We start from the raw sequence: 23,118 nt of genomic DNA, 5'->3' as shown, positions 1-23,118 counted from the left end.
TGCGCCTGCGGCCCGCGGCGGTCCCCTGCCGCGCGGGCGAGGAGGACGGCGGGGCCTGGCCGTCCCGACAGGTCACCGGCGCGGGCGCGCCGGTAGCGTCGGGCCGTGCTCGGACTCCCGGACAGCATCCGCGCCTGTCTCTTCGACATGGACGGCGTCCTCACGCGGACGGCGACGGTGCACATGGCCGCCTGGAAGCGGACCTTCGACGAGTTCCTGCGCGCCACCGACCCGCAGGCCCCGGAGTTCACCCAGCTGGACTACAACCGCCACGTCGACGGCAAGCCGCGGGCCGACGGCGTCCGCGACTTCCTCGCCAGCCGCGGCATCACCCTGCCGGAGGGGTCACCGGACGACCCCCCGGACGCGCGGACCGTGCACGGCATCGGCCGCCGCAAGAACGAGCTGCTGCTCACCGAGCTCGAGGAGCACGGCGTCGAGGTCTACCCCGGCTCGATCGCCTACCTGCGGGCGGTCAAGGCGGCCGGGCTGGCCACCGCGGTGGTCACCGCCTCGGCCAACGGCGAGCAGGTCATCACCGCCGGGGGCTTCGCCGACCTCATCGACGCGCGGGTCGACGGCGTCGTCACCGCCCGGGAGGGGCTGCGCGGCAAACCGGCGCCCGACACCTTCCTCGCCGGCGCCCGCGCGCTGGGCGTCGAGCCGGCGCAGGCCGCGGTCTTCGAGGACGCCCTGGCCGGGGTCGCCGCCGGGCGGGCCGGTCGCTTCGGCCACGTCGTCGGCGTCGACCGGGTCGGGCAGGCGCAGGCGCTGCGGGAGCACGGCGCGGACGTCGTGGTCACCGACCTCGAGCAGCTGCTGGACGGTGCCCGGTGACCGAGGGGCGCCCGTCCTTCCCCATCGAGCCGTGGGCGCTGACCGAGACGGGCCTGGACCACGCCTCCCTGGCCGTCCACGAGTCGGTGTTCGCGCTGTCCAACGGGCACATCGGCATGCGCGGCTCGTTCGAGGAGGGCGAGCCGGTCGTCGTCCCGGGCACCTACCTCAACGGCTTCTTCGAGGAGCGGCCGCTGCCCTACGCCGAGGTCGGCTACGGCTTCCCCGAGCAGGGGCAGACCGTCGTCAACGTCACCGACGGCAAGCTGGTCCGGCTGCTGGTCGGCGACACCCCGCTCGACCTGGACTACGGCGAGATCATCGAGCACCGGCGCACCCTGGACCTGCGCCGCGGGGTGCTGCGGCGGGTCACCGAGTGGCGCTCGCCCAACGGCCGCACGGTCACGGTGACCAGCACCCGGCTGGTGTCGCTGCGGCGGCGCTCGATCGCGGCCATCGAGTACGCCGTCGAGTGCACCGACGGGCGCGGCGACCTCTACATCGCGCTGCAGTCGGACCTGCTGGCCAACGAGCCGGTCGACAGCGGCGCGGAGGCCGACGACCCGCGCGCCGCCGCCGCGCTGGCCCGCCCGCTGGTCAACGAGCTCGCCGTCGGCCGCGGCCAGCGGGCGGTCCTGGTGCACCGCACGCGGCGCAGCAGGCTGCGGATGGCCGCCGGCATGGACCACGTCGTCGACGTGCCCGACACCGCCAGCCAGGACATGGAGGCCGGGGAGGACCTCGCCCGCTTCACCCTCGCCGCCCGGCTGCCGCAGGGCTCGTCGGTGAAGCTGGTCAAGTTCCTGGCCTACGGCTGGTCGTCGCGGCGGTCGGCGGCCGCGCTGCGCGACCAGGTCGAGGGAGGGCTGGCGACGGCCAAGCTGGCCGGGTTCGAGCGGCTGCTGCGCGAGCAGCGCGAGGTGCTCGACGAGCACTGGAAACACGCCGACGTCGAGATCGAGGGCGACGGCGAGCTGCAGCAGGCGGTGCGGGTCGGCGTCTTCCACCTGCTGCAGGCCGGGCTGCGGGCCGAGCGCCAGCCCATCCCGGCCAAGGGGCTCACCGGGCCCGGCTACGACGGGCACACCTTCTGGGACACCGAGACCTACGTGCTCCCCGTCCTCACCTACATCGCCCCCGAGGCGGCGCGCGACGCGCTGCGCTGGCGGCACTCGACGCTGGAGCTGGCCCGTGAGCGGGCCCGCGAGCTCGGCCTGGACGGGGCGGCCTTCCCGTGGCGCACCATCCGCGGGGAGGAGACGTCGGGATACTGGCCGGCGGGGACGGCGGCCTTCCACATCAACGCCGACATCGCCGACGCCGTCGTCCGCTACCACAACGCCACCGCCGACGAGGAGTTCGACCGCGACCACGGCGCCGAGCTGCTCGTGGAGACCGCCCGGCTGTGGGCCTCGCTGGGGCACTTCGACGACGAGCACGGGTTCCGCATCGACGGCGTCACCGGCCCCGACGAGTACACCGCGGTCGTGGACAACAACGTCTACACCAACCTCATGGCGCAGCGGAACCTGCGCGAGGCGATCGCGGCGGTGCGGCGCCAGCCCGACGTGGCCGGCCGCCTCGGCGTCACCGAGGAGGAGACGGGGCGCTGGGAGCGGGCCGCGGCGCTGATGGCGGTGCCCTATGACACCCGCCGCGGCGTGCACATGCAGTCCGACGCCTTCACCCACCACGAGGAGTGGGACTTCGCGGCCACCCCGCCGGACTGCTACCCGCTGCTCCTGCACTACCCGTACTTCGACATCTACCGCAAGCAGGTGATCAAGCAGGCCGACCTGGTGATGGCGCTGCACCTGCGCGGCGACGCCTTCACCCTCGAGGAGAAGACCGCCGACTTCGCCTACTACGAGGCGCGGACGGTGCGCGACTCCTCGCTGTCGGCCACCCAGCAGGCGGTGGTGGCCGCCGAGACCGGGCACCTGGAGCTGGCCTACGACTACTGGGGCGAGGCCACCCTCACCGACCTGCAGAACCTGCACGGCAACTCCGGGCACGGGCTGCACATCGCCTCGCTCGCCGGCGGCTGGACGGTCGCCGTCGCCGGGTTCGGCGGGATGCGCGACCACGGCGGGCACCTGGCGTTCGCACCGCGGCTGCCCGGGCGGATCACCCGGCTGCGCTTCCGGCTGAACTACCAGGGCCGCCTGCTGGTGGTGACCGTGACGCCGACGGAGGCCACCTACCAGCTCACCGAGGGCGAGCCGCTCGACGTCCACCACCACGGCCGGCGGGTCACCGTCGACGAGACGGAGACGGTGCTCGACATCCCGCCGGCGCCGGAGGTCGCCCCGGTCAGCCAGCCGCCGGGTGCGGCGCCCCGGCGGCGCGGCAACGGCCGCCGGGACTGACGGACCTCCCTGCCCCCCACCCCTCGCTCCGCTCGGGGCGGGTCCCTGCAGGGAGGCCGTACCAGCACCTCACCGGGCTCAGGGGAGCAGCAGCCAGCCGGCGGCCAGCGCCAGTGCGCCGGCGTCGACGAGCAGGAACAGCGCCACCCACGCCGCTGCCGGCAGCCCGGTGAGGCGGGCCAGCTGGTCGGCGTCGGAGTGCGGCGCGGCCCGCCGGCGACGGGCGGCCTGCAGCTCCAGGACCGTGCGGGGTGCGGCCAGCAGCAGGAACCAGGTGACGGCGGCGGCGAACGCGGCCTGACCGGCCGGTGGGAGCCACTCGGTGACGCCGAGCACCACCGCGCCGGTGACCAGCACCGCCCACAGCCCGAAGAGGTTGCGGATCTGCAGCAGGAGCAGCGCCAGCAGGCCGAGCACCGCCCACAGCACCCCGACCGCGTGCCCGGCGGCCAGCAGGGCCGCCGCGGCGAGGCCGAACAGGCCCGGGCCGACGTAGCCGGCGAGCAGGGTGAGCACCATCCCGGGCCCGGTCGGGCGCCCGGCCGACACCGTCAGCCCGGAGGTGTCCGAGTGCAGCCGGATGCCGGCCAGCCGGCGCCCGGTCGCCAGCGCGGCCAGACCGTGGGCGCCCTCGTGCGCGATGGTCACCACCGTGCGCGCCGGCCGCCACAGGGCCGGGCTGGCCACGACCACCAGCGCGGCGACGGCAGCGGCCAGGAGCACCTCCAGCGGCAGCGGCACCTCGGCCGAGACCCGGGTCCACAACGGGCCGAGGACGTCCACGGGCCTCCCTCAGGTGCGGTGCTCTGACGCCCCAGCCTCCCAGGCGTCCCTGTGAGCCCGGCCCGTCCGACGGCGGGACCGGCCGACCGCCCGCCTCCACCGTTATCCCCAACTTAGGCGTCACCAAAGGGAAGCCGGACGAGCAGGGCGACGACCCCGACCACCGGACCGGCCCGGGGAGTGGGGCTCCCCGGGCCGGTCCGGTCGTGCATCAGGTCGCGCGTCGGGCCGTGTGTCGGGCCGTGCGTCGGGTCCGGGCCGTCACGACTGCTGGAGGGCGGCCAGCTCGCGGGCGACCATCTCCTCGTGCGCCTGCTCGTCCTGCCGGGCGCGGCGCGGGCTCCACCGGCCGGCCATCACGAAGACGAAGGGCAGGAAGAGCACCTGGCCGGCGACGCACACCCACCACCAGGTCTGCCACTGGTGCGGGTTCTCCTCGGCGGCCGCCGCGACCTCCTCGCCGTGCTCGGCGAGGTAGGCCAGGTCGTCGGCGGGGATGGCGGCGTTGGCCTCCTGGAGCACGGTGCCGTACCGCTGCACCAGCGCCAGGTCGGCCTGCACGGCGGGGTCGCCGAGGCTGACCAGCAGCGCGGTGGCCTGGTCGGCACCGATGCCCAGCGCCGAGGCGATCTGCCCGACCGCGGCCGCACCCGCGGCGGGGTCGGCCGGGTTCACCTGCAGCGCGGCGAGGGTGGCCGGGGCGACCGCCTGCGCGGCGGCCAGCTGCGGCGCCCGCGTCCGCACGGCGTCGGTCACCGCGGCGGCCTCCTCCGCGCCGGCACCCTGCTGGGTGGCCACCGCACCGAGCGCGGCGCCCAGCGCGTCGACGTCGGTCGGGTCGGCGGCCAGGGCCTCCGACGTCGCCGGGTCGATGGCCGACAGGACGGCGACCTCCGCCGGGTGCGCGTCGACGATCGCCTGCACCCGCGAGCCCTGGTCGACCAGCACCGAGGTGGCCGGGACGACGAGGGTGAACACGGCCAGGGACGCCGTCACGACGATCCGCAGGAGCCAGCCCCAGATGGCCAGCCCGGTGGCCGTGGCGGCGGGGTTGTGCCGCTCCACGGTCTCGGTGAACGAGGCCATCCACGCGACGTAGGCCATGCCGCCGCCGGCCGCCGAGAGGATGAAGTAGACGGCGATCTCGTAGTAGCCGGTGTCCGGGTCGGTCGCGGCCAGGGCGAACAGCACCGCGCCGACGATGCTGATGACGGTGCCGACGATCATGAACGGCTTGCGCACCCGGAAGCGGTCGGACAGGACGCCGGTGACGACCAGCGCGATGGCGTTGGTGACCCAGTACCAGTTGGCCAGCCCGTTGGCGCGCGCCTCGGAGTAGCCGTAGACGGTGGCGAAGTACACGACCGCGAAGCCGACGAGGATGTAGTACAGCAGCAGGAAGATGCTGATCGCGAAGGCCGACCCGATGACGTCGAAGCGCAGCATCTGCCGCCAGTGGCCTTGGAGCGCCTGCTCGGGGTCCATGCCGGCGGCGCGGGCCTCGACCAGCGCGCGGTCGCGCATGCTGACCATGAGCTGGTCGCGCAGGGCGGGGGAGAGCTCCCGCAGGCCGAACAGCGCGACGACGAAGACCACGAGGCCGGCGGTGCCGCAGACGTAGAACTGCCAGCGCCAGTCGGGGTGGTCGTCGAGGGTGGTGCTCGACACCGTGGTCACCACGAGGCTGCCGAGCACCGGGCCGAGGGTCCAGAAGCCCATGGCGACGCCGCGGCCGACCTGCGGGGAGAAGTCGCGGATCAACGCCGGGGTGGCCACGAGGACGATGCCCTCGACGAAGCTGAGCAGTGCGAACAGTGCGGTGTAGACCCCGGCGTTGGGGGCGTGGGGGAGCCCGAGGGCGATGAGCAGGCCGGTGATCAGCAGCCCGCCGACGACGAGGTTGGCCCGGCCCCAGCGGTCGGCCAGGCCGGCGAACAGCGAGGCGAAGGCCCCGACGGCGTTGCCGATCACCGAGACGAAGACGAAGTAGGTGAACGAGATGCCGAACTCGGCGATGATCTGCGTGGCCACCGCGCCGGCGATGTAGAGCTCGTAGTACAGGACGATCGTCGCGAGGACGGTGATCCCCAGGTAGAGGGAGCGGGGGCCGTTCTCGGGATAGCGGTGCAGTTTGCGGTCCCAGAGGCGGTGGAGGCTCCCGGCCTCTCTCGGTGCGGGAGCCTCGTCGGGGCGCACGGCAGTTGCGGTCACGGACAGTCCCTTCCCGGCGCAGCGCCGAGCACGGGTGGGGGAGGACGACCGCCCCGCGGGCGGACGCCGGTGTGGTGTGAAACACACCGGCGGGAACGTAACGGCAGGTCGATGCGCAGGTCAACGACCCGTTCGGGACACCATGCCGAACTGTTACAACCGTTATCCCGAACTAACGCCCGAACACGACATAAGAGAACCAGGACACTGACGCCAGGGCCACAGACCGTTGGGGGAGTGGCCCATCGGCACCAGCGGACGGTTGCTGCCGGCACGGATGTGACGACACGTCGTGCCGGCGCCGGGGCTCACCCGGGCCGGGAGTACGGCGATCGACCCCAGGGGAGCGATCGGCCGCGACACGCGCTGCGCGGACGCTGCCGAGGCGGGACGGCGGAGGACGGCAGCATGATGTGGCCCGCGAGGGGCGCGTGAGCGGCGGCGACAGGGGTCGTCCGACCTGTCGTACTCGTGTACCGTTATCCCGAACATTTTGATGAAAAGACAGGTACCGCTGCTGACGCACCGGCAAAGAATCGATGACGCATCAGGTCCGCGTCGTCGTCAGGTTGACGGCGTTGCCGTCGGGGTCCCGGACATGGGCCACGCGCTGTCCCCAGGGCATGTCGTTGGCTGGACTCGGTGACGAGCCGCCGAGCTCGACGACGCGGGGGAGTGCGGCGTCCACGTCGTCGACCTCGATGCTGAGCAGCACCCGGCCGGGGGAGCCGGTGCCGACGTCCGTGTCGACGACGATGCCCAGGTCGCTGTCACCGATCCGCAGGCCCTGGAAGAACACCGGACCGTCGTCGGGTACGCGGTCGGTCGGGACGGCGCCGGCCACCCCGGTGTAGAAGCGGACCAGGCGCGCGACGTCGCTGGTGACCAGGACGGGCTGGACGGTGCTCGGCACGGGACCTCCTCGAGCTCGGGGCTGTGCAGGGACGACCGTCCGCGCCGGCCGGACTCAGCGGTGCGCCGGGCGTGTCCGCAACCCCTCACCGAGCAGCACGAAGGCGGTCACTGCCGCCACCAGGACGAGGCTGGGTCCGAGCAGGGTGTGCGGCGCCCGCGACGCCGCCTCGCCGCCCTGCTGCAGCAGGATGCCCCACGACTCCGTCGGGCGCTGCAGGCCGACCCCGGCGTAGGTCAGCACCGCCTCCGCCGACACGAGGAAGCCGGTGTAGGCGCTGCCGAACACCAGCAGCGGCCGGATGGTGTGGGGCACCACGTGCCGGGACAGCAGCCGCAGGGGGCCGGCGCCCAGCGCGCGAGCCGCGGTGACGTGGTCGAGGGTCATCGCCTGGCGGGTGGCGGCGCGCACGATGCGGAGCATGGGCGGCCAGCTGAAGGCCGCCAGCACGAGGACCACCTGCCCCACGCCGCGCCGGTCGGTGCCGCTGAGCAGGACGACGCCGCCGAGGACGAGGGGGATGCCCGACCACACGTCGGTGGCCCGGGAGACGAGACCGTCGAGCGGGCCGCCGGCGTACCCGGCCACGGTCCCGAGCAGGAGCGCCACGAGCCCGGAGACGAGGACGACGGCGACCGCGAGCGCCAGCGACGTCCGGGCTCCGTACACGGTCTTGGCGACCAGGTCGCACCCGAAGACGTCGGTGCCGAACGGATGTGCCCACGACGGCGTCGCCAGCGACCGGGTGAGGTCGCAGGCGTGGGGGTCGACGCCGGTGAGCGCCCAGGGCGTCGCGGCCATGACGGCCAGCACCGCCAGGAGCACCGTCGCGACGGCCAGCGGGCCGTTCGGGCGGCGACGGCGTGCCGACCGTCCCGCCGTCGGCAGGGGAGGTGCGGGTGGCGGCGGCACGCGCGGAGTGTGACCGAGCGGTGCCGTCCGCGCGACCGGGCGATCATGGTCCTGCCACGATGGGCGCCGTGCTCGCCTTCGCCGTGCGCCGCCTCGCGCAGATGGTGCTCAGCCTGTGGGCGGCCGTGACGCTGGTCTTCCTCGCCGTGACGCAACTGCCCGGCGACCCGGTGCGTGCCCTGTTCGGTTTCCAGCCGCCGCCGCCGGAGCTCTACGCCCGGATCCGCGAGGAGTACCGCCTCGACGAGCCGCTGCCGGTGCAGTACGGCCTGTACCTGCGTGACCTGCTCACGGGGGACTGGGGCCGGGGACTGCCGCCCAACCCGAGCGCCAGCACGGTGGCCGGTCCGGCCGTCGTCGACGTGGTGGCCGTGACCGCACCGGTGAGCGCCGTGCTGCTCGCAGGCGCCCTGGTCGTCCAGCTGGTCGTCGGGGTGGTCGCCGGTGCGCTGGCCGCCGGCGGGCGGTGGAGGGGCGCCGGCGTCCACGTCGCGGCGACGCTGCTGGTGGGTACGCCGGTCGTCGTCGCGGCGTACGCGCTGCGCCTGGTGTTCGTCCAGGAGCTGCGGTGGGTGCCGTTCTCGGGCGCGTCCGCTGGGCCGGCGGGGTACGTGCTGCCGGTGGTCGCCCTCGCGGCGCTGTCGACCGGGTACGTCGCGCTGATCACCCGCGCCGAGGTGCAGGAGACCCTGCACGCTCCCTTCGTCCGGGCGGCGTACGGCCGCGGGCTGGTGCCGTGGCGGGTGGTCGGGGTGCACGCGCTGCGGCCGGCGCTGACGCCGGTGGTGACGTTCGTGGCCGCGAACGTGGGCCAGCTGTTCGTCGGGCTGGTGGTCGTCGAGGGGGTGTTCGGGATGCCGGGCATCGGCAACGCCATCCTGCGGTCGATCCGGGGACACGACCGGGCGATGCTGGTCGGGCTGACCACGGTCGTCATCGCCGCGGTCATCGTGGTGAACGCGGTCGCCGACGTGGCGGCGGCGGCGATCGACCCTCGCATGCGGCTGGGTCCGGTGACCTGACGGCCGGGGAGGCGGCGAGATCCCGGTTACCTGACATAATGTGCATTATCGGCACAAGGTGGACGAGTGGAAGCGGGGGGCCAGGACGGTCGTCCCGGCCGGTCGATCGTCACCCATAGACACGTCCGGTCGGCGTCCTGTCACCGGCGTCCTGACGCGCCCTCGACGCCGGTGCGCTGACACCGGCGTCGACCGCGACGCGGCGGTCCCGCGCTCGCTGCCGGGCTCCGGCCCGGCGGCACCCGGTCGTCCGCCTCCCGTTCGGCGCCCCGGGTCCCCAGATCCTCCGGTGTCGCCACGACGCCCGTCCCGCCGCTGTCCCACCGCCGCCTCGTCGCCGGCCGGTGGACCGTCGTCCCGCCTTGGTCGTCGCGGCGGCGGGTGTCCGCTGCCCCCTCGGGTCAGGCGCCGCCCCTCCCTGCCATCCGGCCGGAACCACCCATATTCCGTCACAGTGACGCAATGTGGGTGGGCTGGGGCCTTCGACGGGCGGCTGGTCCTGTCGCTCCGTAGGGTCGACGTCATGGAACTCCGACGCCCGATCGCCGCTCTGATGACCGCGCTGGCGTTGTTCGGCGGCGGCGCCACGCTCACCGCCTGCGAGGCGGCCGGGCAGGGCCAGAACGACGGCACCACCGACGACAGCGGGAACACCAGCGGCAGCAATCCGTCGGAGGAGTCGCAGGACAACCTCCCGGACAACAGCAACCCAGACCCGGGTGCGCCCGAGGACCAGGACGACGACACCCAGGACCCGGACTGAGCCGGACCTGACGACCGACGCGACGACCGACGCGACGACCGGCCCGGGGGCGGGAGGTCAGCCGGCGCGCTCGGTGACCCAGAGCCGGTCCAGCCGGCCGGTGGAGTGGACCAGGTCGGCCAGCGAGCGCTCGAGCTCGGCCTTGGTGTGGCGCTCGGACAGCAGCGTCTGCACGTCCTCGATGGCACACCGCAGCTGGTAGAGCCGGTCCTGCAGGCCGTCGAGCTCGGCGCGGGTGACCAGCACGGCGTCGCCGGGCAGGCCGGCGCGGGCGGTGGCGTTGCGCTGTTCGTAGGCGCGCTGCCGGCAGGCCTGGCCGCAGTACATGCGCGGCCGCCCGACGGACCCGGCCCGGGGCAGGACCCGGCGGCACCACCCGCACCGGCGTTCGGCACCACTCCCCTGCCGGCCGGCGGCCTCGTCGGGCACCACCGTGTCCTGCTCCGTCGTCGTCGCGACCACCTTCCGGACCGCCGTGCGGGTGTGCTGCTGTGCCACGGCGGGCACGTTAGACGGCGCCACCGACAGTCCCGCCGGACACGCCCGACGCGGCTCCGCGGAGGTCGGCCCCGGCGTGTCCGGGCCCGGCACTAGCGTGTCGCGCGTGCCTCCGGTCCGGTATGCCTTCCTCGACGGACCGACTCCCCTGGCGATGGCCCACCGCGGCGGCGCGGTCGAGCACCTGGAGAACTCCATGCCGGCGTTCGAGGCGTGCGTGGCGATGGGGTACCGGTACCTGGAGACCGACGTGCGGGTCACCGCCGACGGCATCCCGGTCGTCTTCCACGACCCGACCCTCGACCGCGTGACCGACCGGACCGGCCGCCTCGAGCAGCTGCCGTGGGCGGAGGTGGCAGGGGCGCGGATCGGCGGGCGCGAGCCGGTCCTGCGGCTCGACGAGCTGTTCGGCGCCTGGCCCGACGTCCGGTTCAACCTCGACATCAAGGCGGCCGGCGTCCTGGCCCCGCTGGTGCACAGCGTGCGCCGGACCGGGGTCGCCGACCGCATCTGCCTGGGCTCGTTCTCCGACGCGCGCCTGGCCGCCGCCCGGCGGGTGTTCGGGCCGGGGGTGTGCACCTCGCTGGGCCCGCGCGGGGTCGCGGCCCTGCGGCTGTCCTCCTACTCCCCCCGCGCCGCCGGGCTGGTCCGCGTGCCGGCGGGGTGCGCGCAGGTGCCGCTGCAGCTGGGCGGGCGGGCGCTGGTCGACGAGCGGTTCGTCGCCGCCGCGCACGCCCGGGGCCTGCAGGTGCACGTGTGGACGGTCGACACCGTGCAGGAGGCCACGGCGATGCTCGATCTGGGGGTGGACGGGGTCATGACCGACCGCCCGTCGATGCTCAAGGGCCTGCTCGAGCAGCGCGGCCAGTGGGCACCCCGGTGAGCACGATCCGTGACCGGACGGTGCTGGACCGCACCGGTCCCGGCTGACACCCTGCGCCCGTGACCGCCCCCGACGTCGACGCCGGCGCCCGCCCCGTGGATCCCGCGCTGCGCCGCGAGCGCTTCGGCTGGTACTCCTACGACTGGGCGATGTCGGTGTTCAACACCAGCGTCACCACGGTCTTCCTGGGCCCCTACCTGACCTCGGTGGCCGAGGACGCCGCGGGGGCCGACGGCCGGCTGCCGTTCCTCGGGCTGTCGATCCCGCCGGGCAGCTGGTTCTCCTACGTCCTGTCCTTCTCGGTGCTCGTGCAGGTCCTCGTCCTGCCCCTGACCGGTGCGGTCGCCGACCGCACCGGTCGCAAGCGGCACCTGCTCGGCGGGCTGACCGCGCTGGGCGCCGTGGCCGCGACCTGCCTGTTCTTCGTCGCCGACGGCCGCTACCTGCTGGGGGCGGCGCTGTTCGTCGTCGCCAACGTCTGCTTCGGGGCCGCGACCGTCGTCTACTACTCCTGGCTGCCCGACCTGGCCGGACCCGACGAGCGCGACGCGGTGTCCAGCCGCGGCTGGGCGTTCGGCTACGTCGGGGGCGCGCTGCTGCTGGCCGTCCACCTGGGGCTCTTCCTCGGCGCGGACTCCCTGGGCCTGACCAGCGGCGAGGCGGTGCGGATCTGCCTGGCCACGGCGGGGCTGTGGTGGGGCCTGTTCACCCTGGTCACCGTGACGCTGCTGCGCGACCGCCCGCCGGGAGCCGCGCACGGCCCGGTGAGCAGCGGCTTCGGTCAGCTGCGGGCGACGCTGCGGAGGATGCGGGCCTTTCCGCTGACGCTGTGGTTCCTCGGCGCGTACCTGCTGTTCAACGACGGCGTCCAGACGGTCATCGCGCTGTCGGCCACCTACGCCAGCGAGGAGCTGAGGCTGTCCCAGTCGGTGCTCACCGGGGCGATCCTCATGGTCCAGGTGGTCGCCGTCTTCGGGGCGCTGGGTCTGGGCCGGGTGGCGGCCCGGTACGGCGCGCTGCGCACCGTCCTGGGCTGCCTGGTGGCCTGGACGGCGGTGCTGGTGGCCGCCTACGCGCTGCAGGAGGGCGCGGTCGCGCAGTTCTACGCGCTGGCCGCCGTCATCGGGCTGGTGCAGGGCGGCACGCAGGCGCTGTCACGGTCGCTGTTCAGCCACCTGATCCCGGCCGGCGAGGAGGCCGAGTACTACAGCTTCTACGAGATCAGCGACCGCGGGACCAGCTGGCTCGGGCCGCTGCTGTTCGGCCTGACCTATCAGCTCACCGGCTCCTACCGCTCGGCGATCACCAGCCTGGTGGTGTTCTTCGTCGCCGGGTTCGTGCTGCTGGTGCGGCTGCCGATCCGCCGGGCCGTCGTGGCGGCGGGCAACACGCCTCCCGAGCGGTTGTGAGCGATCCCGCTGCCGAGCCGGCGTCGGTGCCCGCCGCCGGGGGACGGCGGGCCGCTCCCGCCCCGGCGCACCTGCGGTTCTTCCACGGGCCGATGGACTGCGGGAAGTCGACGCTGGCGCTGCAGGTCGACCACAACCAGGGCCGGCAGGGCCGCTCAGGCCTGCTGCTGACCCAGGGTGACCGCTCGGCGCGCCCGCAGATCAGCTCCCGGGTGGGGCTGCGCCGTGCCGCCGAGCAGGTCGACCCCGGCACCGACCTGCTGCTGCTGGTGCGCAGGCACTGGGCCGCGGGCCGGCGGGTGGACTACCTCGTCGTCGACGAGGCGCAGTTCCTCACCCCCGCCCAGGTCGACCAGCTCGCCGGGCTCGTCGACGCCTCGCACGTCGACGTCTACGCCTTCGGCCTGACCACCGACTTCCGGACCCGCCTGTTCCCACCGTGTACGCTCCGGCGCATGTCGTCTTCTCCCGGGCAAGCCGTCGGCGTCTACCTGCGGATCAGTCGATCCGACGACCGCTCCACCAGCATCGCCAAGCAGAGATCGAACACCCGCCGCCGTGCCGAGCAGGGCTGGCCGGGCCGCGACGTGCGGGAGTTCGTGGACGACGGCGTCTCCGCGTCGAAGGGCAAGGCGCGTGCTGGGCTCGATGCCCTCATGGCCGCGGTGCGTGACGGTGAGCTGGCCGCCGTGGTCGTGGACACCCTCGACCGGCTCACCCGCGACCGTGGCGCCCGGGCGCTGTGGGATCTGGCCGCGGAGTGCGAGGTCGCGGGCGTGGCCCTCGTCGGTGCCTCCCAGGACATCGACGTAGGCACGGCGTCCGGGGAGATGAGCGCATCCGTGCTCGCCGCCGCGGCCCGCTTCGAAGCCCGCCGAACCGCGGAGCGGGTGAAGTCGACCAATGAACACCGCCGAGCCCGCGGACTGCGCGCCCTCGGCGGACCACCCGTGTGGGGTCTCATGCGTGCCGGGGACGGCTTCGTCCCTGACCCGGAACGCGGGCCGATCCTGCTCGACGCCATCGACCGGGTGATCGCCGGTGAGCTGTCGATCCGCGGGATGGCCGAGGAGTTCACCCGCCGCGGCGTCCCCACGGCCCGCGGCGGCACCGTGTGGTCGCACCGGGCCGCCAGCAAGGTGCTCCGGTCTCCGGCGCTGGCCGGCATGACGCCCGCGGACGGTGACGTCGTGCGCAGCGCGGACGACGGCCTGCCCGTCGTGCTGCCCGGTGAGCACCTACTCACGGTGGACCGCTGGCACGCGCTCCAGTCCGCGTTGAACGAGCGGGTGCAGACGCGGGCGCCGATCCGCCGCCGACAGCCTCTTCCCCTGCTGCACGGCCTCGCGGTCGACGAGGGGGGACACAAGCTGTACCGGCACGCGCCGGCCGGCCGCATTGTCCGGTACAACTGCCGCACGGTGGGGTGCCCGACGAAGACATCGGTGAGCCTGACCGCGCTCGACGCCTTTGTCGCCGAGACCTTCATGGCCGAGGCCGGCGGAGAGCCGGAGCTCACCCTGGAGGTCATCGTCCACGGCCGCGACAACGCCCGGCTCCGCGCGCTTCGCGGCGAAATCGCCAAGACCACGGCCGCGTTGGGGTCGTCCCGCGACCCCGCGGAGATCCAAGAACTGGCGGCACGGCTCACCCTCCAACGCCAGGCCGAGGCGGAGGCGGAGGCAGGATCGTCCGCCGGCGACCTCATGGCGTTCAAGTCGACCGGGCGCACGCTGGGCGACGCCTACCAGGCCGCGACCACCAACGACGAACGCCGAGCGCTCCTGGCCGCGCACATCGAGGCCGTAGTCGTTACCCCCAGCATCCGCGGAGGCGGTGGTCGGCCCCTTGCTGAGCGGGTCAGGGTTCAGTGGTTGGGTAATTAGTCTGTGCGGGATAACGGACAAATCTCGGACGTCAGCTGGCGCCGCGGGCCATCGTGGCCGTCTGAGCGTGGCTGCTGAGAAATGTGTCCGAGGACACAGCCCGCTGAACCGATTCAACTGAGCATTTTTGCGGTCCGTCGACAACTTAAGGGATAGAGCCCGACGAGCCGCGCGGTCGCACAAAGGATCTTGATGTTCGGCGAGCACGGGCGGCTCAGCTCGACAACCTCAGGGATGTAGGGAAGACGAGGGCCGGCCTCTGGAAGATCCTCGGTAAAAAAAGTTCGGTCACGAGCGAGCACACGAGGCCCAGGTCGACAACCTCTCCCATAGCGGGTGAGCGCCCGTCTCCTCGCCCACTTCCGACACGTCTTGAAAGGAGGCCCCATGGCGCACCCGCGCACGGCCACCTGCGACTGGTGTGGTTCTGCCATCAGTCTGCTCGGCCATATCGGTCGACCCCCGCGCTACTGCGGCGGAGAGCATCGCCGTCTCGGTCGCGCTGCCTTCGCGCGCAACCACCGCGCAGCGAGGAACGCCGAAATCGAGCGCCTGCGCACGCTGGTCTCACAGTACGAAGCGGCCCTCGTAGCAGCCTGACGCAAACTTCTCCACGTCCGACATCGCCTCACCGCCGCTCGTTCGGCGGGCACGGCGTCGGATCGCCCCGACCACCGCGTCCCTCTCCTGCGCGGTGGTCGGGGCACCTGCGCGGTGGTCGGGGCACCCGGGTGATTCGGCTGGTAGCGCTTGCCGGTCACCACGTCCCCGGCGGTGCTATCGGCGCCGCCGGGGACCCTAAAACTCCTGGGGCTTGGGCTCCCTGGGGGAGTGAAGAGGGCTGTGGTCATCAGCCCACGTGCGGAGAAACGCGCCGCCGGTCGCCGACAGACGGCCGGCGGCGCGCCCCCTACTCAGATGACCTGCTACACCGTTTCGCGCTCCGTGTTTCGTCACGTAGAGCTTGGCGGACGGTGTCCACAAGCCACGGGTCCTGGCAGGCCCGTGTTGGTGAGCCCTTCGGGCTCCTTGGGTGGGAAAACATCCCGCCGGCATCCCCAGCAACACACACGCTCCCGGGTGGCACCGGGCAGCGGCTGGGCGGTGCCGGCGGGATGCCCAACCCCACCCGGCGACCCTGCTCACCATCGAAGCGCGCAGCGCATGCCTACCGCGCGGCCGAGCCGCCAACTCGCCGCATTTCCCCTCCCAACTGAGCGCTTGCCGGCGCTCACCAACACGAATGGATGCCCCATGTCCGCCCTCATCTCCCTCGACGCCTTCGTCGAGCAGCACATCCCAGGCACGCGCACCCAGGTCGCGGACGGCTGGGCCGCCACCTGCCCCGCCTGCGGCACCGCGGACTCGCTCCGCATCCGTGAGCTGGGCGACCTCGTCGCCGTCGGCTGCTTCACCCAGGACTGCCCCGGGAACTTCCACGAGGCCCTCGGCATGACCGAGGCCAAGTGGCTGACCCTCCTCGACACCGTTCGCACCTCGGTCGCGGAGGAGCAGGCGGAGGCCGCCACCGCCGACGCCGAGGGCCAGGTCACCCGGGAGGCCGTCGTCTCCTGGATCGAGGAGAACTACCGCCTGTTCCGCTCCGCCGACGGCCTTCCCTTCGCGGTGCCGACCTCGCCGGGCTCCCTCCGGATCGCCAAGGAGGTCAAGTCGATCCGCGCCGACGTCCTGCTGGGCTACCGCAAGCACCGGGCGGAGAAGAGCAAGAGTGGCCGCGGGGTGATCATCAAGAGCGACCACATGCGCTCGGTCATGGAGGTCGTCGGGGCCATCGCCGACTCCTCCGATGACGTGGTGCCGGTCGCCCTGCGCGCCGCCCAGGTCGGGGACGATCGGGTGGTCGTGGACCTGGGCGACGCGACCGGCCAGGTTGTCGAGGTCACGCGGGATGGCTACCGGGTGACCGACCAGACCGAGGACATGCCGCTGTTTCGGCGGACGGCCGCCACGGCGGCACTGCCCGCGCCGGTGCCGGGTGGCTCGCTGGACACCCTGCGGGACCTCATGGGCCTAGCCGACGAGCGCCACTGGATGCTCGTCCGCGGCTGGCTGGTGGCGTCGCTGTTCGCGGAGTACCCGCGGCCGCTGCTGTGGGCCACGGGGCCACAGGGGTCGGGCAAGTCGACACGGGCCCGGATGGCGCTTTCGCTGATCGAGCCGGTGGAGTCCCTCGGCAAGGAACCCGGCCGCAACGAGCGCGACGACTCCACCGCGGCCCGCGGCCGGTTCCTCGTCGCGTACGACAACATCACCACCGTCTCGCAGAACACCTCGGACTGGCTGTGCCGCCTGGTCACTGGCGTGACCGATGATCGCCGGGCGCTGTACTCCGACGACGACCTGCGGCCGGTCGCCTACAAGCGCAGCGGGGTGGCCACCTCAATCACGATGCCCTCGGGGCTCGGCTCCGACGCCCTGGAGCGCATCGTCCACGTCCCGCTGGACCGGGTGCCTGACACCCACCGACGCGGGGAAGCGGGGCTCTGGACGGCCTACGCGGCAGCCAAGCCGGCCATGTTCGGCGCACTCCTCGACGACGTCGTCCTGGTCCTCCGCCACCTCGGGGAGATTCGGGCCGACACGACGCGGTCATGGCCGCGAATGGCCGACTACGCCATGATCCTGGCCGCGCTGGACCGGAGCCTCGGTCTCGCAAACGACGCCGGCCACCTGGCCGCCTATACCGGCGCGGTGGACGACTCGATGGCTGACCGTGCCCTTGACGATCCCTTCACCGCCGCGGTGCTCGACTTCGTCCGCGGTCGTCGCGGGGTTGCATGGCGAGGCAAGTCGCCGGAACTGCTGGCCGCGCTGGACACCCGCGCCGGGTGGGACTGGCAGACCAACCGTCAGCCGGAGTGGTGGCCGCGGTCGGCCCGAGCGCTGACCACGCAGCTTGAACGCGCCAGCGAGTCCCTGCGGCACGCCGGCGTGGTCAGCAACCGCGAGCGGACGCGGGACGGCCGCTACCTCACTCTCCGGCAGGTCGGCGAGATTGCCGACGCCGGGGACGGGGAGCGCCCTGTGGCCGCCCTGGTCGATGTTCTCCCCTTCGATCTAGACGACGCAGCCGGCATGTGACGGCTGGCGTGACACATCGGGTGCCGCACCGGCCCCGATGTGTCACGCACTGCGTCACAATGGCGTCGATGTGAACCCGCAGGTCGACGCCGGGGTGGGCTTTCCCGGTGACGCTGTGACTCTGTGACACATCGTCCGGGCGCCTACGGATCCCTCCCATACTCGCGTTCCCCAAAAATAAGAGGGGGAGGGCGGGAGGGCGGTGAAATCCATGTCCACCCGGACGAAGAGTCACAGCGTCACAGAGTCACAGCGTCGGCTGCTCCCCCGCGTTGCACCCCACTACTCCAGCTCACCGGGCGCGCCGACGCCCGGCTTCACCCATGCCAGAAATCCCGATGCACACCGTCACATCGCTGCGCTCAACCTCGCCCCCGACGGCGTCCTCCTCGTTACCGCGGCCTGCCAGACCTGCGGGACCTCAGTCACGCACGGACCCGGCGCCGATCCCTGATGCCCTAGACGAGTAAGTCCTATCGGCCGGGAGGGTCGAAAGCCGCTGTAGACGCGGACGGAGGGTGTTCAGGCTCGGGTTGTGACGACCGACCTCAACACCCTCCTGACCGCACTCTACGTCCGCATCGACGACCATCTCACCGGTCACGTCCGCGCCGGACGCCCACCGCGGCTGACCGACGCCGAGCTGCTCACCCTGGCCGTGGCCCAGGCCCTGCTCGGGATTCACTCCGAAGCCCGCTGGCTGCGACTGGTGCCCGCGGCGCTACCCGGCGCCTTTCCCTACCTGCCCGGCCAGTCCGGGTACAACAAGCGCCTGCGGGCGGCGGCACCACTGCTCAAGCGCCTCATCCGGATGCTCGCGGCCGACACCGACCTGTGGACCGATCCGGTCTGGCGGGTCGACTCCACCCCGGTGGAATGCGCCCGCTCCCGGCCGACCGTCCGGCGCTCGGACCTGGCCGGCATCGCCGGCTACAGCTACTGCCCGAGTCACTCCCGCTGGTTCTGGGGCCTGCGGCTGCACCTGATCTGCACCCCGGCCGGGCTGCCGATCACCTGGGCGCTGGCCGACCCCAAGCTCGATGAGCGTCAGGTGCTGATGTGCGTCCTCGATGAGGACGCACACCTGCTCGCCGAGCGGCCCGGGCTGCTGATCCTGGCCGACAAGGGCTACGTCTCCGCCGAACTGGACGACTATCTGCAGACCCGGGGCGCGGAGCTGCTGCGCCCCTCCTACCGCAACCGCACACCCCGCCCGGGCCAGGCGCTGCTGGCACCCATCCGGCAGCTCATCGAGTCGGTCCACGACACCCTCAAAGGCCAACTGGACCTGGAACTGCACGGCGGCCGCAGCCTCATCGGCGTCACCGCCCGCGTCGCCCAACGGCTGCTGGCGCTCACCGCCGCGATCTGGCACAACCGCGCCACCGGGCAGCCGATCACCCGGTCCCTGATCGCCTACGACCACTGACCAGCTTCGGACTTACTCGTCTAGTCCTTGCCTGAGGGTCGCCCACTGCTCGTGCAGGTTCTACGAGCTGGCCGACCTCAACAGGATTCTCCCCGCCCGCGTCGCCGTCCTCCGCGCCGAGTTGGCCGCCAGGGCCGAGCGACGGGCCGCCCGCCTTCTCCGGCTTCGGTGAGCACGGCTCATCGGCCTCGACAACCTCAGGGCTGCAAGAACCCCGCCGCGCCCGCTACCGGCGCCACCAACAAGGAGACCTCATGACCGCCATCCCGCTGGCTTTCCCTGCCCGCACCCCAGACCCGGCAACCGACGAGCGCCTGGAGCGGCTTGTAGGCGTCGTGGACTCGCAGAGCCGGACGCTTCTCCGCGTAGAGCGCGGTATCCGCGAGATCCTCAGCGACGTCGCTGCGCTGGCCGCCCGCCTCGACGCCGCCGAGGTGGCGCTGCCCGAGGTGACCTCGTGACGAGCATTCAGTCAGGCGACGGCTTCCAGCCGGAGCGCCTCCGCAACACCAACGACGAGATCATCTTCGTCCGCGACAGCCGCCGCGATGCCACTCCGCCTACGCCGGCACCTTCCAGCGTCGATCTGCTCGCCGACTTGATCGAGAAGCTCGCCGCCGCCGAGAGGGCCAACGCCGAGCGACACGCGGAGGTTATCGCCCGGCTCACCGCGATCGACACGGCCGTCTTCCGCGCCGAGGACGCGGCCAACTGCGCGTCGTCGGAGGCCACCGATCAAGGCCGGCTGACCCGCGAGGTCATCGCCGAGCTGCGCCTGGATGTCTGGTACTTGCACCCCGACGACGAGCCCGACGAGGACGACAGCCCCGACCTGCACCTGGTCTAGCACCGACTCCCGGGCCGCATTCTCGGCCGTGGCCCGGTTTCAGAGCGCCAGCCGGAGGGCGGCTACCTGATGGTCCAGGTAGCCGCCCTCCGGCGTTGAGCGGCGCTCGCTGCTCCACCGTCTCCGCGGGCCGTCGCGGCGACGTTCCCCCGCCGGACCATCGGCGGTTTCCCCCGCCCGGCCATGGGCGTACCCCCACCCCTAGATCGGAGCACCTCCCATGTCTTCCTCCCTCTCCTCCATCCAGTTTGGCATCGACGAGAAGGCCGCACGTGTCGTGCAGAAGCACCCGCGGCTGACCGCCATGTTGCCCGCCGAGGTCGACGAGCTGGTGACCGGTTTCCTCGGCGCCAAGGCCCTCGCCGCGGCGGTCTCGGACCTCCCGGTCGAGTCGGTGGACCTCACCGATGAGGTGGACGCCAGCCTCCGCGCCGGGGAGGTCCCGGACGCCGCCGAGCTGGTCGACCGCTACGCGACCGCGAAGCGGAAGGCTGACGAGCTGCGCGCGGTCCGCGCCGAGCTTGCGGCGCTGCCGGTCCGGTTCGTGTCCGACATCGTCCGCATGATCAACGAAGAGGTCCGCGTCATGCCCGACGTGCTGGCCGAGGAACTAGACGAGCTTCTCGACCGCGCGGCCGAGGTCGTGGCCCAGCTCGACGGGATCGACTCCGCCGAGGCCGCGGTCGATGCCGAGAAGGCCGCCGAGTGGCGCCAGCTCAAGACCCTCGCCGCGGAGTACGCCGATCTTCGACAGGCTCAGGTCGCGCTGGCACGGCTGGAAAACCCGCTCAACTTGACCCCCGGGTCGGTCGGCCTGGCGTTGATCATGTTCGGCGGGATCGAGCGGGTCGTGCCCGACCTCGCCCGGCGCCTCACCAGCCAGGTCCGCAACGCGATCACCGGCGAGGCGATCACCGCGCTTCCCTTCCCGCTGTTTGATCTTGGCTCGCCGCTGCATCTGCTCGCGGTGGCCCGTAGCCGCGCGGTACTTGAGCCGCACGTCGTACACCCGTCCGAGATCGCCGAGCGACTCGCCGCGGTGCACGCGGCTGCCGAGCTGCCCGGCGTGCAGCCCACCCGTACCAGTTCCGACCAGCTCGGCGGTGAGCACGAGGCCGTGCAGGTCCTGTCTCGCCGTGCTCGGAACGCGACCATCGCCACGCCGAAGGTGTCTCAGCCTTGGGGGTGACCCCGGCTAAACGCCCCCGGGCGTGCTTCTCGGGCACCGCGTAACACCCCCCGGTACCCACCGGGCGGCCACCACCGCCCGGTGGGTACTGCCCCGATGCCACCGCCACCACACCCCCGGCACGGGCAGGGGGCACCGCGCGCACAGCCCCGGGTGTTCGCACCCCGCGGCATCTGCACCCCCGCACCCACACCCCCGCACCCACACCCCCGCACCCACACCCCCGCACCCACACCCCCGCACCCACACCCCCGCACCCACACCCCCGCACCCACACCCCCGCACCCACACCCCCGCGGCCACACCGCACGCCGCCTGCCCCACGCTGGGCAGCCTGTGCCTGGTGGGTGGGCCGGTTGCTGGCCTGGTGCGCGGTGCGTGGTGTGCTACTGCATTCATGTACTGCATTGACGTACTGCATTGACGTACTGCATTGACGTACTGCATTCACGCACTGCATTTACGTACTGATGGGCAAGGCCAATGCCGAAGCCGTTGGCCTTGCGGAGATGGCCAACGGCGTTGGCGTCGGCGTTGTCCAACGTCAAGCCAACGCGCAAGGTGCAACGCTGCGTGCGAATGGCGAGACCATCGACGGCCAAGCACCGAAGTCCGCGAGGACCTCGTCGTCCTCGTCGTCCTCGTCCTCGTCGTCGTCGATGTCCTTGTCGTTGTCGGTGTCCGCGTTCGCCGTGATGCCTTCGGCCGGCTCGTGCTCGGCTTTTTTTGTGGGCGACGGAGTCGCCTCCCCGAGGCCATTCCGATATCGCCACCATTTGCCCTGTGCCGTTTGGGATCCCCGCGCTGGTCCTCTTACTCGTCGGCTTGCTGGTCGTTCGTGAGCGGACGACTCGCGGCGATTGCGGACCCCTCCACCCCCCTGGCAGGGGAGCCCCGGGGTGGGGGTGGCGCCGCGACCGGCGGGGAGGGCTGCCGCTGGTGCGCCAGTACCTAGAACTTTCAAAATCCATTGACAAGGAGACCATTGCTATGCCTCCACCGCCTGACCCCAGCGCCCTTCGCCGCGATCGACCCAGCGATCGGCCCTGGACCCGACTTACCCCGCGACCGGCTGACGCTCCGGTCCCCGATTGGCCACTGACCGAGGCGACGCCGCGCGAGCTGGAGTTGTGGGCCGCGGAGTGGCGGCGCCCGCAGGCCAACGAGTGGGAGAAGCACAACGAGGCCCAGGCCGTGGCCCTGTTCGTGCGGCTCCTCGCCCGCGCCGAAGCCCCCAACGCCCCGGTCACGCTCATGAAGTACGTGCGGGAGTTCCGTGCCGAGCTGGGCATCTCCGCCGATGGTGCGGCCCGGCGCCGCTGGACCATGCCGGCCGCGGAGAACGCCCGCCCCGCCTCCATCACGGCGATCCGCTCGGCCGGACAGAGTCGCACCCGGTCGACGGCCAAGGACCGCTTCCGCGTCACGTACACCCCGCCGGCCACCGACGACAACGACCCGGCGCCGTTCTGATGCGCCGGGAACCGTACCGGCAGCACAAGACGAACCGAGGCCGCCGCAAGGCCGCCGAGGCCGTCGACGCCCCCGCTGTTCCCCGGCCGCGGGATCTACCGCACTGCCTGACCCTTCCCGACATCGCTCTCCCCGAGGAGATCCCTTCCGCATGACCACTGACCACGCCGCGATCGTCGCGGCCGAAGCACGACTGGCCGAGGCTCAAGCCGACGTCGAGCGCCTCCGGGCCCAGCTCGCTGCCGAGCAGACCGCCGGTCCGCGGCTTGCGACGGCCGCCGACGGTGTCGCCATGGCCCAGCGGCGTCACCCCGGCCGCACTCGCAGCGAGCTGGCCAAGGCCGCCGGCACCGACACGGCCGAGCTGACTGGCGCTGCCGCCGGGATCGCGGAGGCCCGCCGCCGCGCCGCGCTGCGGGGCAACCGATGACCGGGTGCAGCGGGTGCGCCGAGGCCGCCGCGCTCGACCTGGCGATGCCGGCGACCGCATCGGCCGCGACCCTGGCGCCCTTGTCGTCGCCCTGGTGGTTCTTAACGCCGCCCATCTCCTGCGGCAGCCCTGACGAGGGTTCGCATAACAGCCCAGACGACG

19 protein-coding genes are annotated in these 23,118 nt (G+C 72.6%); 14 read left to right on the top strand and 5 right to left on the bottom strand.

Annotation, left to right across the window (positions count from 1 at the left end; genetic code table 11):
• Positions 1-105 precede the first annotated feature (105 nt).
• Both ACU616_RS22445 and ACU616_RS22440 read left to right on the top strand, forming a co-directional pair.
• Positions 106-837 carry an HAD family hydrolase gene (locus tag ACU616_RS22445; protein ID WP_446760627.1) on the top strand — a complete coding sequence of 244 codons (732 nt, stop codon included), beginning with the start codon at positions 106-108 and terminating at the stop codon, positions 835-837.
• On the top strand, positions 834-3,206 hold the full coding sequence (locus tag ACU616_RS22440) for a glycoside hydrolase family 65 protein (protein WP_446760626.1): 2,373 nt from the start codon (positions 834-836) through the stop codon (positions 3,204-3,206). Before ACU616_RS22445 ends, ACU616_RS22440 begins: the two co-directional genes overlap by 4 nt.
• Positions 3,207-3,284: 78 nt before the next feature.
• Here ACU616_RS22440 and ACU616_RS22435 read toward each other — a convergent pair whose 3' ends face one another.
• The 4 genes from ACU616_RS22435 to ACU616_RS22420 all read right to left on the bottom strand — a co-directional run bounded on the left by ACU616_RS22435 (position 3,285) and on the right by ACU616_RS22420 (position 8,025).
• Positions 3,285-3,989 carry a M50 family metallopeptidase gene (locus ACU616_RS22435; RefSeq protein WP_446760625.1) on the bottom strand — a complete coding sequence of 235 codons (705 nt, stop codon included), beginning with the start codon at positions 3,987-3,989 and terminating at the stop codon, positions 3,285-3,287.
• Between the two features lie 261 nt (positions 3,990-4,250).
• Positions 4,251-6,200: an MFS transporter gene (locus tag ACU616_RS22430; protein WP_446760624.1), complete on the bottom strand. Its 1,950-nt coding sequence runs from the start codon at positions 6,198-6,200 to the stop codon at positions 4,251-4,253.
• Positions 6,201-6,747: 547 nt separating this feature from the next.
• Entirely contained in the window at positions 6,748-7,113 is a 366-nt protein-coding gene (locus ACU616_RS22425; RefSeq protein ID WP_446760623.1) for a VOC family protein, read from the bottom strand.
• 54 nt (positions 7,114-7,167) lie between these two features.
• The gene (locus tag ACU616_RS22420) at positions 7,168-8,025 is read right to left on the bottom strand and encodes an ABC transporter permease (protein WP_446760622.1); all 858 of its coding nucleotides are present in this window, start codon (positions 8,023-8,025) and stop codon (positions 7,168-7,170) included.
• A 68-nt stretch (positions 8,026-8,093) separates the two neighbouring features.
• Between ACU616_RS22420 and ACU616_RS22415 the strand changes: the two genes are divergently transcribed.
• Both ACU616_RS22415 and ACU616_RS22410 read left to right on the top strand, forming a co-directional pair.
• Entirely contained in the window at positions 8,094-9,047 is a 954-nt protein-coding gene (locus tag ACU616_RS22415) for an ABC transporter permease (protein WP_446760621.1), read from the top strand.
• 523 nt (positions 9,048-9,570) lie between these two features.
• Positions 9,571-9,810, top strand: coding sequence for a hypothetical protein (locus ACU616_RS22410; protein ID WP_446760620.1), 240 nt, complete (start codon positions 9,571-9,573; stop codon positions 9,808-9,810).
• Between the two features lie 57 nt (positions 9,811-9,867).
• Here ACU616_RS22410 and ACU616_RS22405 read toward each other — a convergent pair whose 3' ends face one another.
• Complete coding sequence (locus ACU616_RS22405) at positions 9,868-10,308, bottom strand: hypothetical protein (protein WP_446760619.1); 441 nt, start codon at positions 10,306-10,308, stop codon at positions 9,868-9,870.
• Positions 10,309-10,414: 106 nt separating this feature from the next.
• Here ACU616_RS22405 and ACU616_RS22400 point away from each other — a divergent pair, with 106 nt between their 5' ends.
• The 10 genes from ACU616_RS22400 (at position 10,415) to ACU616_RS22355 (ending at position 22,956) form a co-directional block, all read left to right on the top strand.
• On the top strand, positions 10,415-11,191 hold the full coding sequence (locus tag ACU616_RS22400) for a glycerophosphodiester phosphodiesterase (protein WP_446760618.1): 777 nt from the start codon (positions 10,415-10,417) through the stop codon (positions 11,189-11,191).
• 59 nt (positions 11,192-11,250) lie between these two features.
• Positions 11,251-12,600, top strand: coding sequence for an MFS transporter (locus ACU616_RS22395; RefSeq protein ID WP_446760617.1), 1,350 nt, complete (start codon positions 11,251-11,253; stop codon positions 12,598-12,600).
• On the top strand, positions 12,597-14,486 hold the full coding sequence (locus ACU616_RS22390; protein WP_446760616.1) for a recombinase family protein: 1,890 nt from the start codon (positions 12,597-12,599) through the stop codon (positions 14,484-14,486). The genes ACU616_RS22395 and ACU616_RS22390 overlap by 4 nt, the downstream gene beginning before the upstream one ends.
• Before the next feature lie 1,254 nt (positions 14,487-15,740).
• Positions 15,741-17,588, top strand: a complete 1,848-nt coding sequence (locus tag ACU616_RS22385; protein ID WP_446760615.1) for a hypothetical protein — start codon at positions 15,741-15,743, stop codon at positions 17,586-17,588.
• A gap of 535 nt (positions 17,589-18,123) precedes the next feature.
• Complete coding sequence (locus ACU616_RS22380) at positions 18,124-19,017, top strand: IS982 family transposase (RefSeq protein ID WP_446760614.1); 894 nt, start codon at positions 18,124-18,126, stop codon at positions 19,015-19,017.
• 254 nt (positions 19,018-19,271) lie between these two features.
• Positions 19,272-19,478, top strand: coding sequence for a hypothetical protein (locus ACU616_RS22375; protein ID WP_446760613.1), 207 nt, complete (start codon positions 19,272-19,274; stop codon positions 19,476-19,478).
• Positions 19,475-19,864 carry a hypothetical protein gene (locus ACU616_RS22370; protein ID WP_446760612.1) on the top strand — a complete coding sequence of 130 codons (390 nt, stop codon included), beginning with the start codon at positions 19,475-19,477 and terminating at the stop codon, positions 19,862-19,864. The genes ACU616_RS22375 and ACU616_RS22370 overlap by 4 nt, the downstream gene beginning before the upstream one ends.
• A gap of 220 nt (positions 19,865-20,084) precedes the next feature.
• On the top strand, positions 20,085-21,053 hold the full coding sequence (locus ACU616_RS22365) for a hypothetical protein (protein ID WP_446760611.1): 969 nt from the start codon (positions 20,085-20,087) through the stop codon (positions 21,051-21,053).
• A 1,128-nt stretch (positions 21,054-22,181) separates the two neighbouring features.
• Complete coding sequence (locus tag ACU616_RS22360; RefSeq protein WP_446760610.1) at positions 22,182-22,526, top strand: hypothetical protein; 345 nt, start codon at positions 22,182-22,184, stop codon at positions 22,524-22,526.
• Between the two features lie 151 nt (positions 22,527-22,677).
• On the top strand, positions 22,678-22,956 hold the full coding sequence (locus tag ACU616_RS22355; RefSeq protein WP_446760609.1) for a hypothetical protein: 279 nt from the start codon (positions 22,678-22,680) through the stop codon (positions 22,954-22,956).
• Positions 22,957-23,118: the final 162 nt, after the last annotated feature.

The organism is Geodermatophilus sp. URMC 62, from assembly GCF_052931475.1.
Note: the sequence above shows the minus strand (reverse complement) of the source record. Positions and strands in the feature narration are given on the sequence as shown.

What these genes read in the sequence shown, in the direction of transcription:
- ACU616_RS22385 (WP_446760615.1), top strand. Translation starts at nt 15,741, where the DNA reads ATGTCCGCCCTCATCTCCCTCGACGCCTTCGTCGAGCAGCACATCCCA.
- ACU616_RS22375 (WP_446760613.1), top strand. Translation starts at nt 19,272, where the DNA reads ATGACCGCCATCCCGCTGGCTTTCCCTGCCCGCACCCCAGACCCGGCA.
- ACU616_RS22365 (WP_446760611.1), top strand. Translation starts at nt 20,085, where the DNA reads ATGTCTTCCTCCCTCTCCTCCATCCAGTTTGGCATCGACGAGAAGGCC.
- ACU616_RS22410 (WP_446760620.1), top strand. Translation starts at nt 9,571, where the DNA reads ATGGAACTCCGACGCCCGATCGCCGCTCTGATGACCGCGCTGGCGTTG.
- ACU616_RS22355 (WP_446760609.1), top strand. Translation starts at nt 22,678, where the DNA reads ATGACCACTGACCACGCCGCGATCGTCGCGGCCGAAGCACGACTGGCC.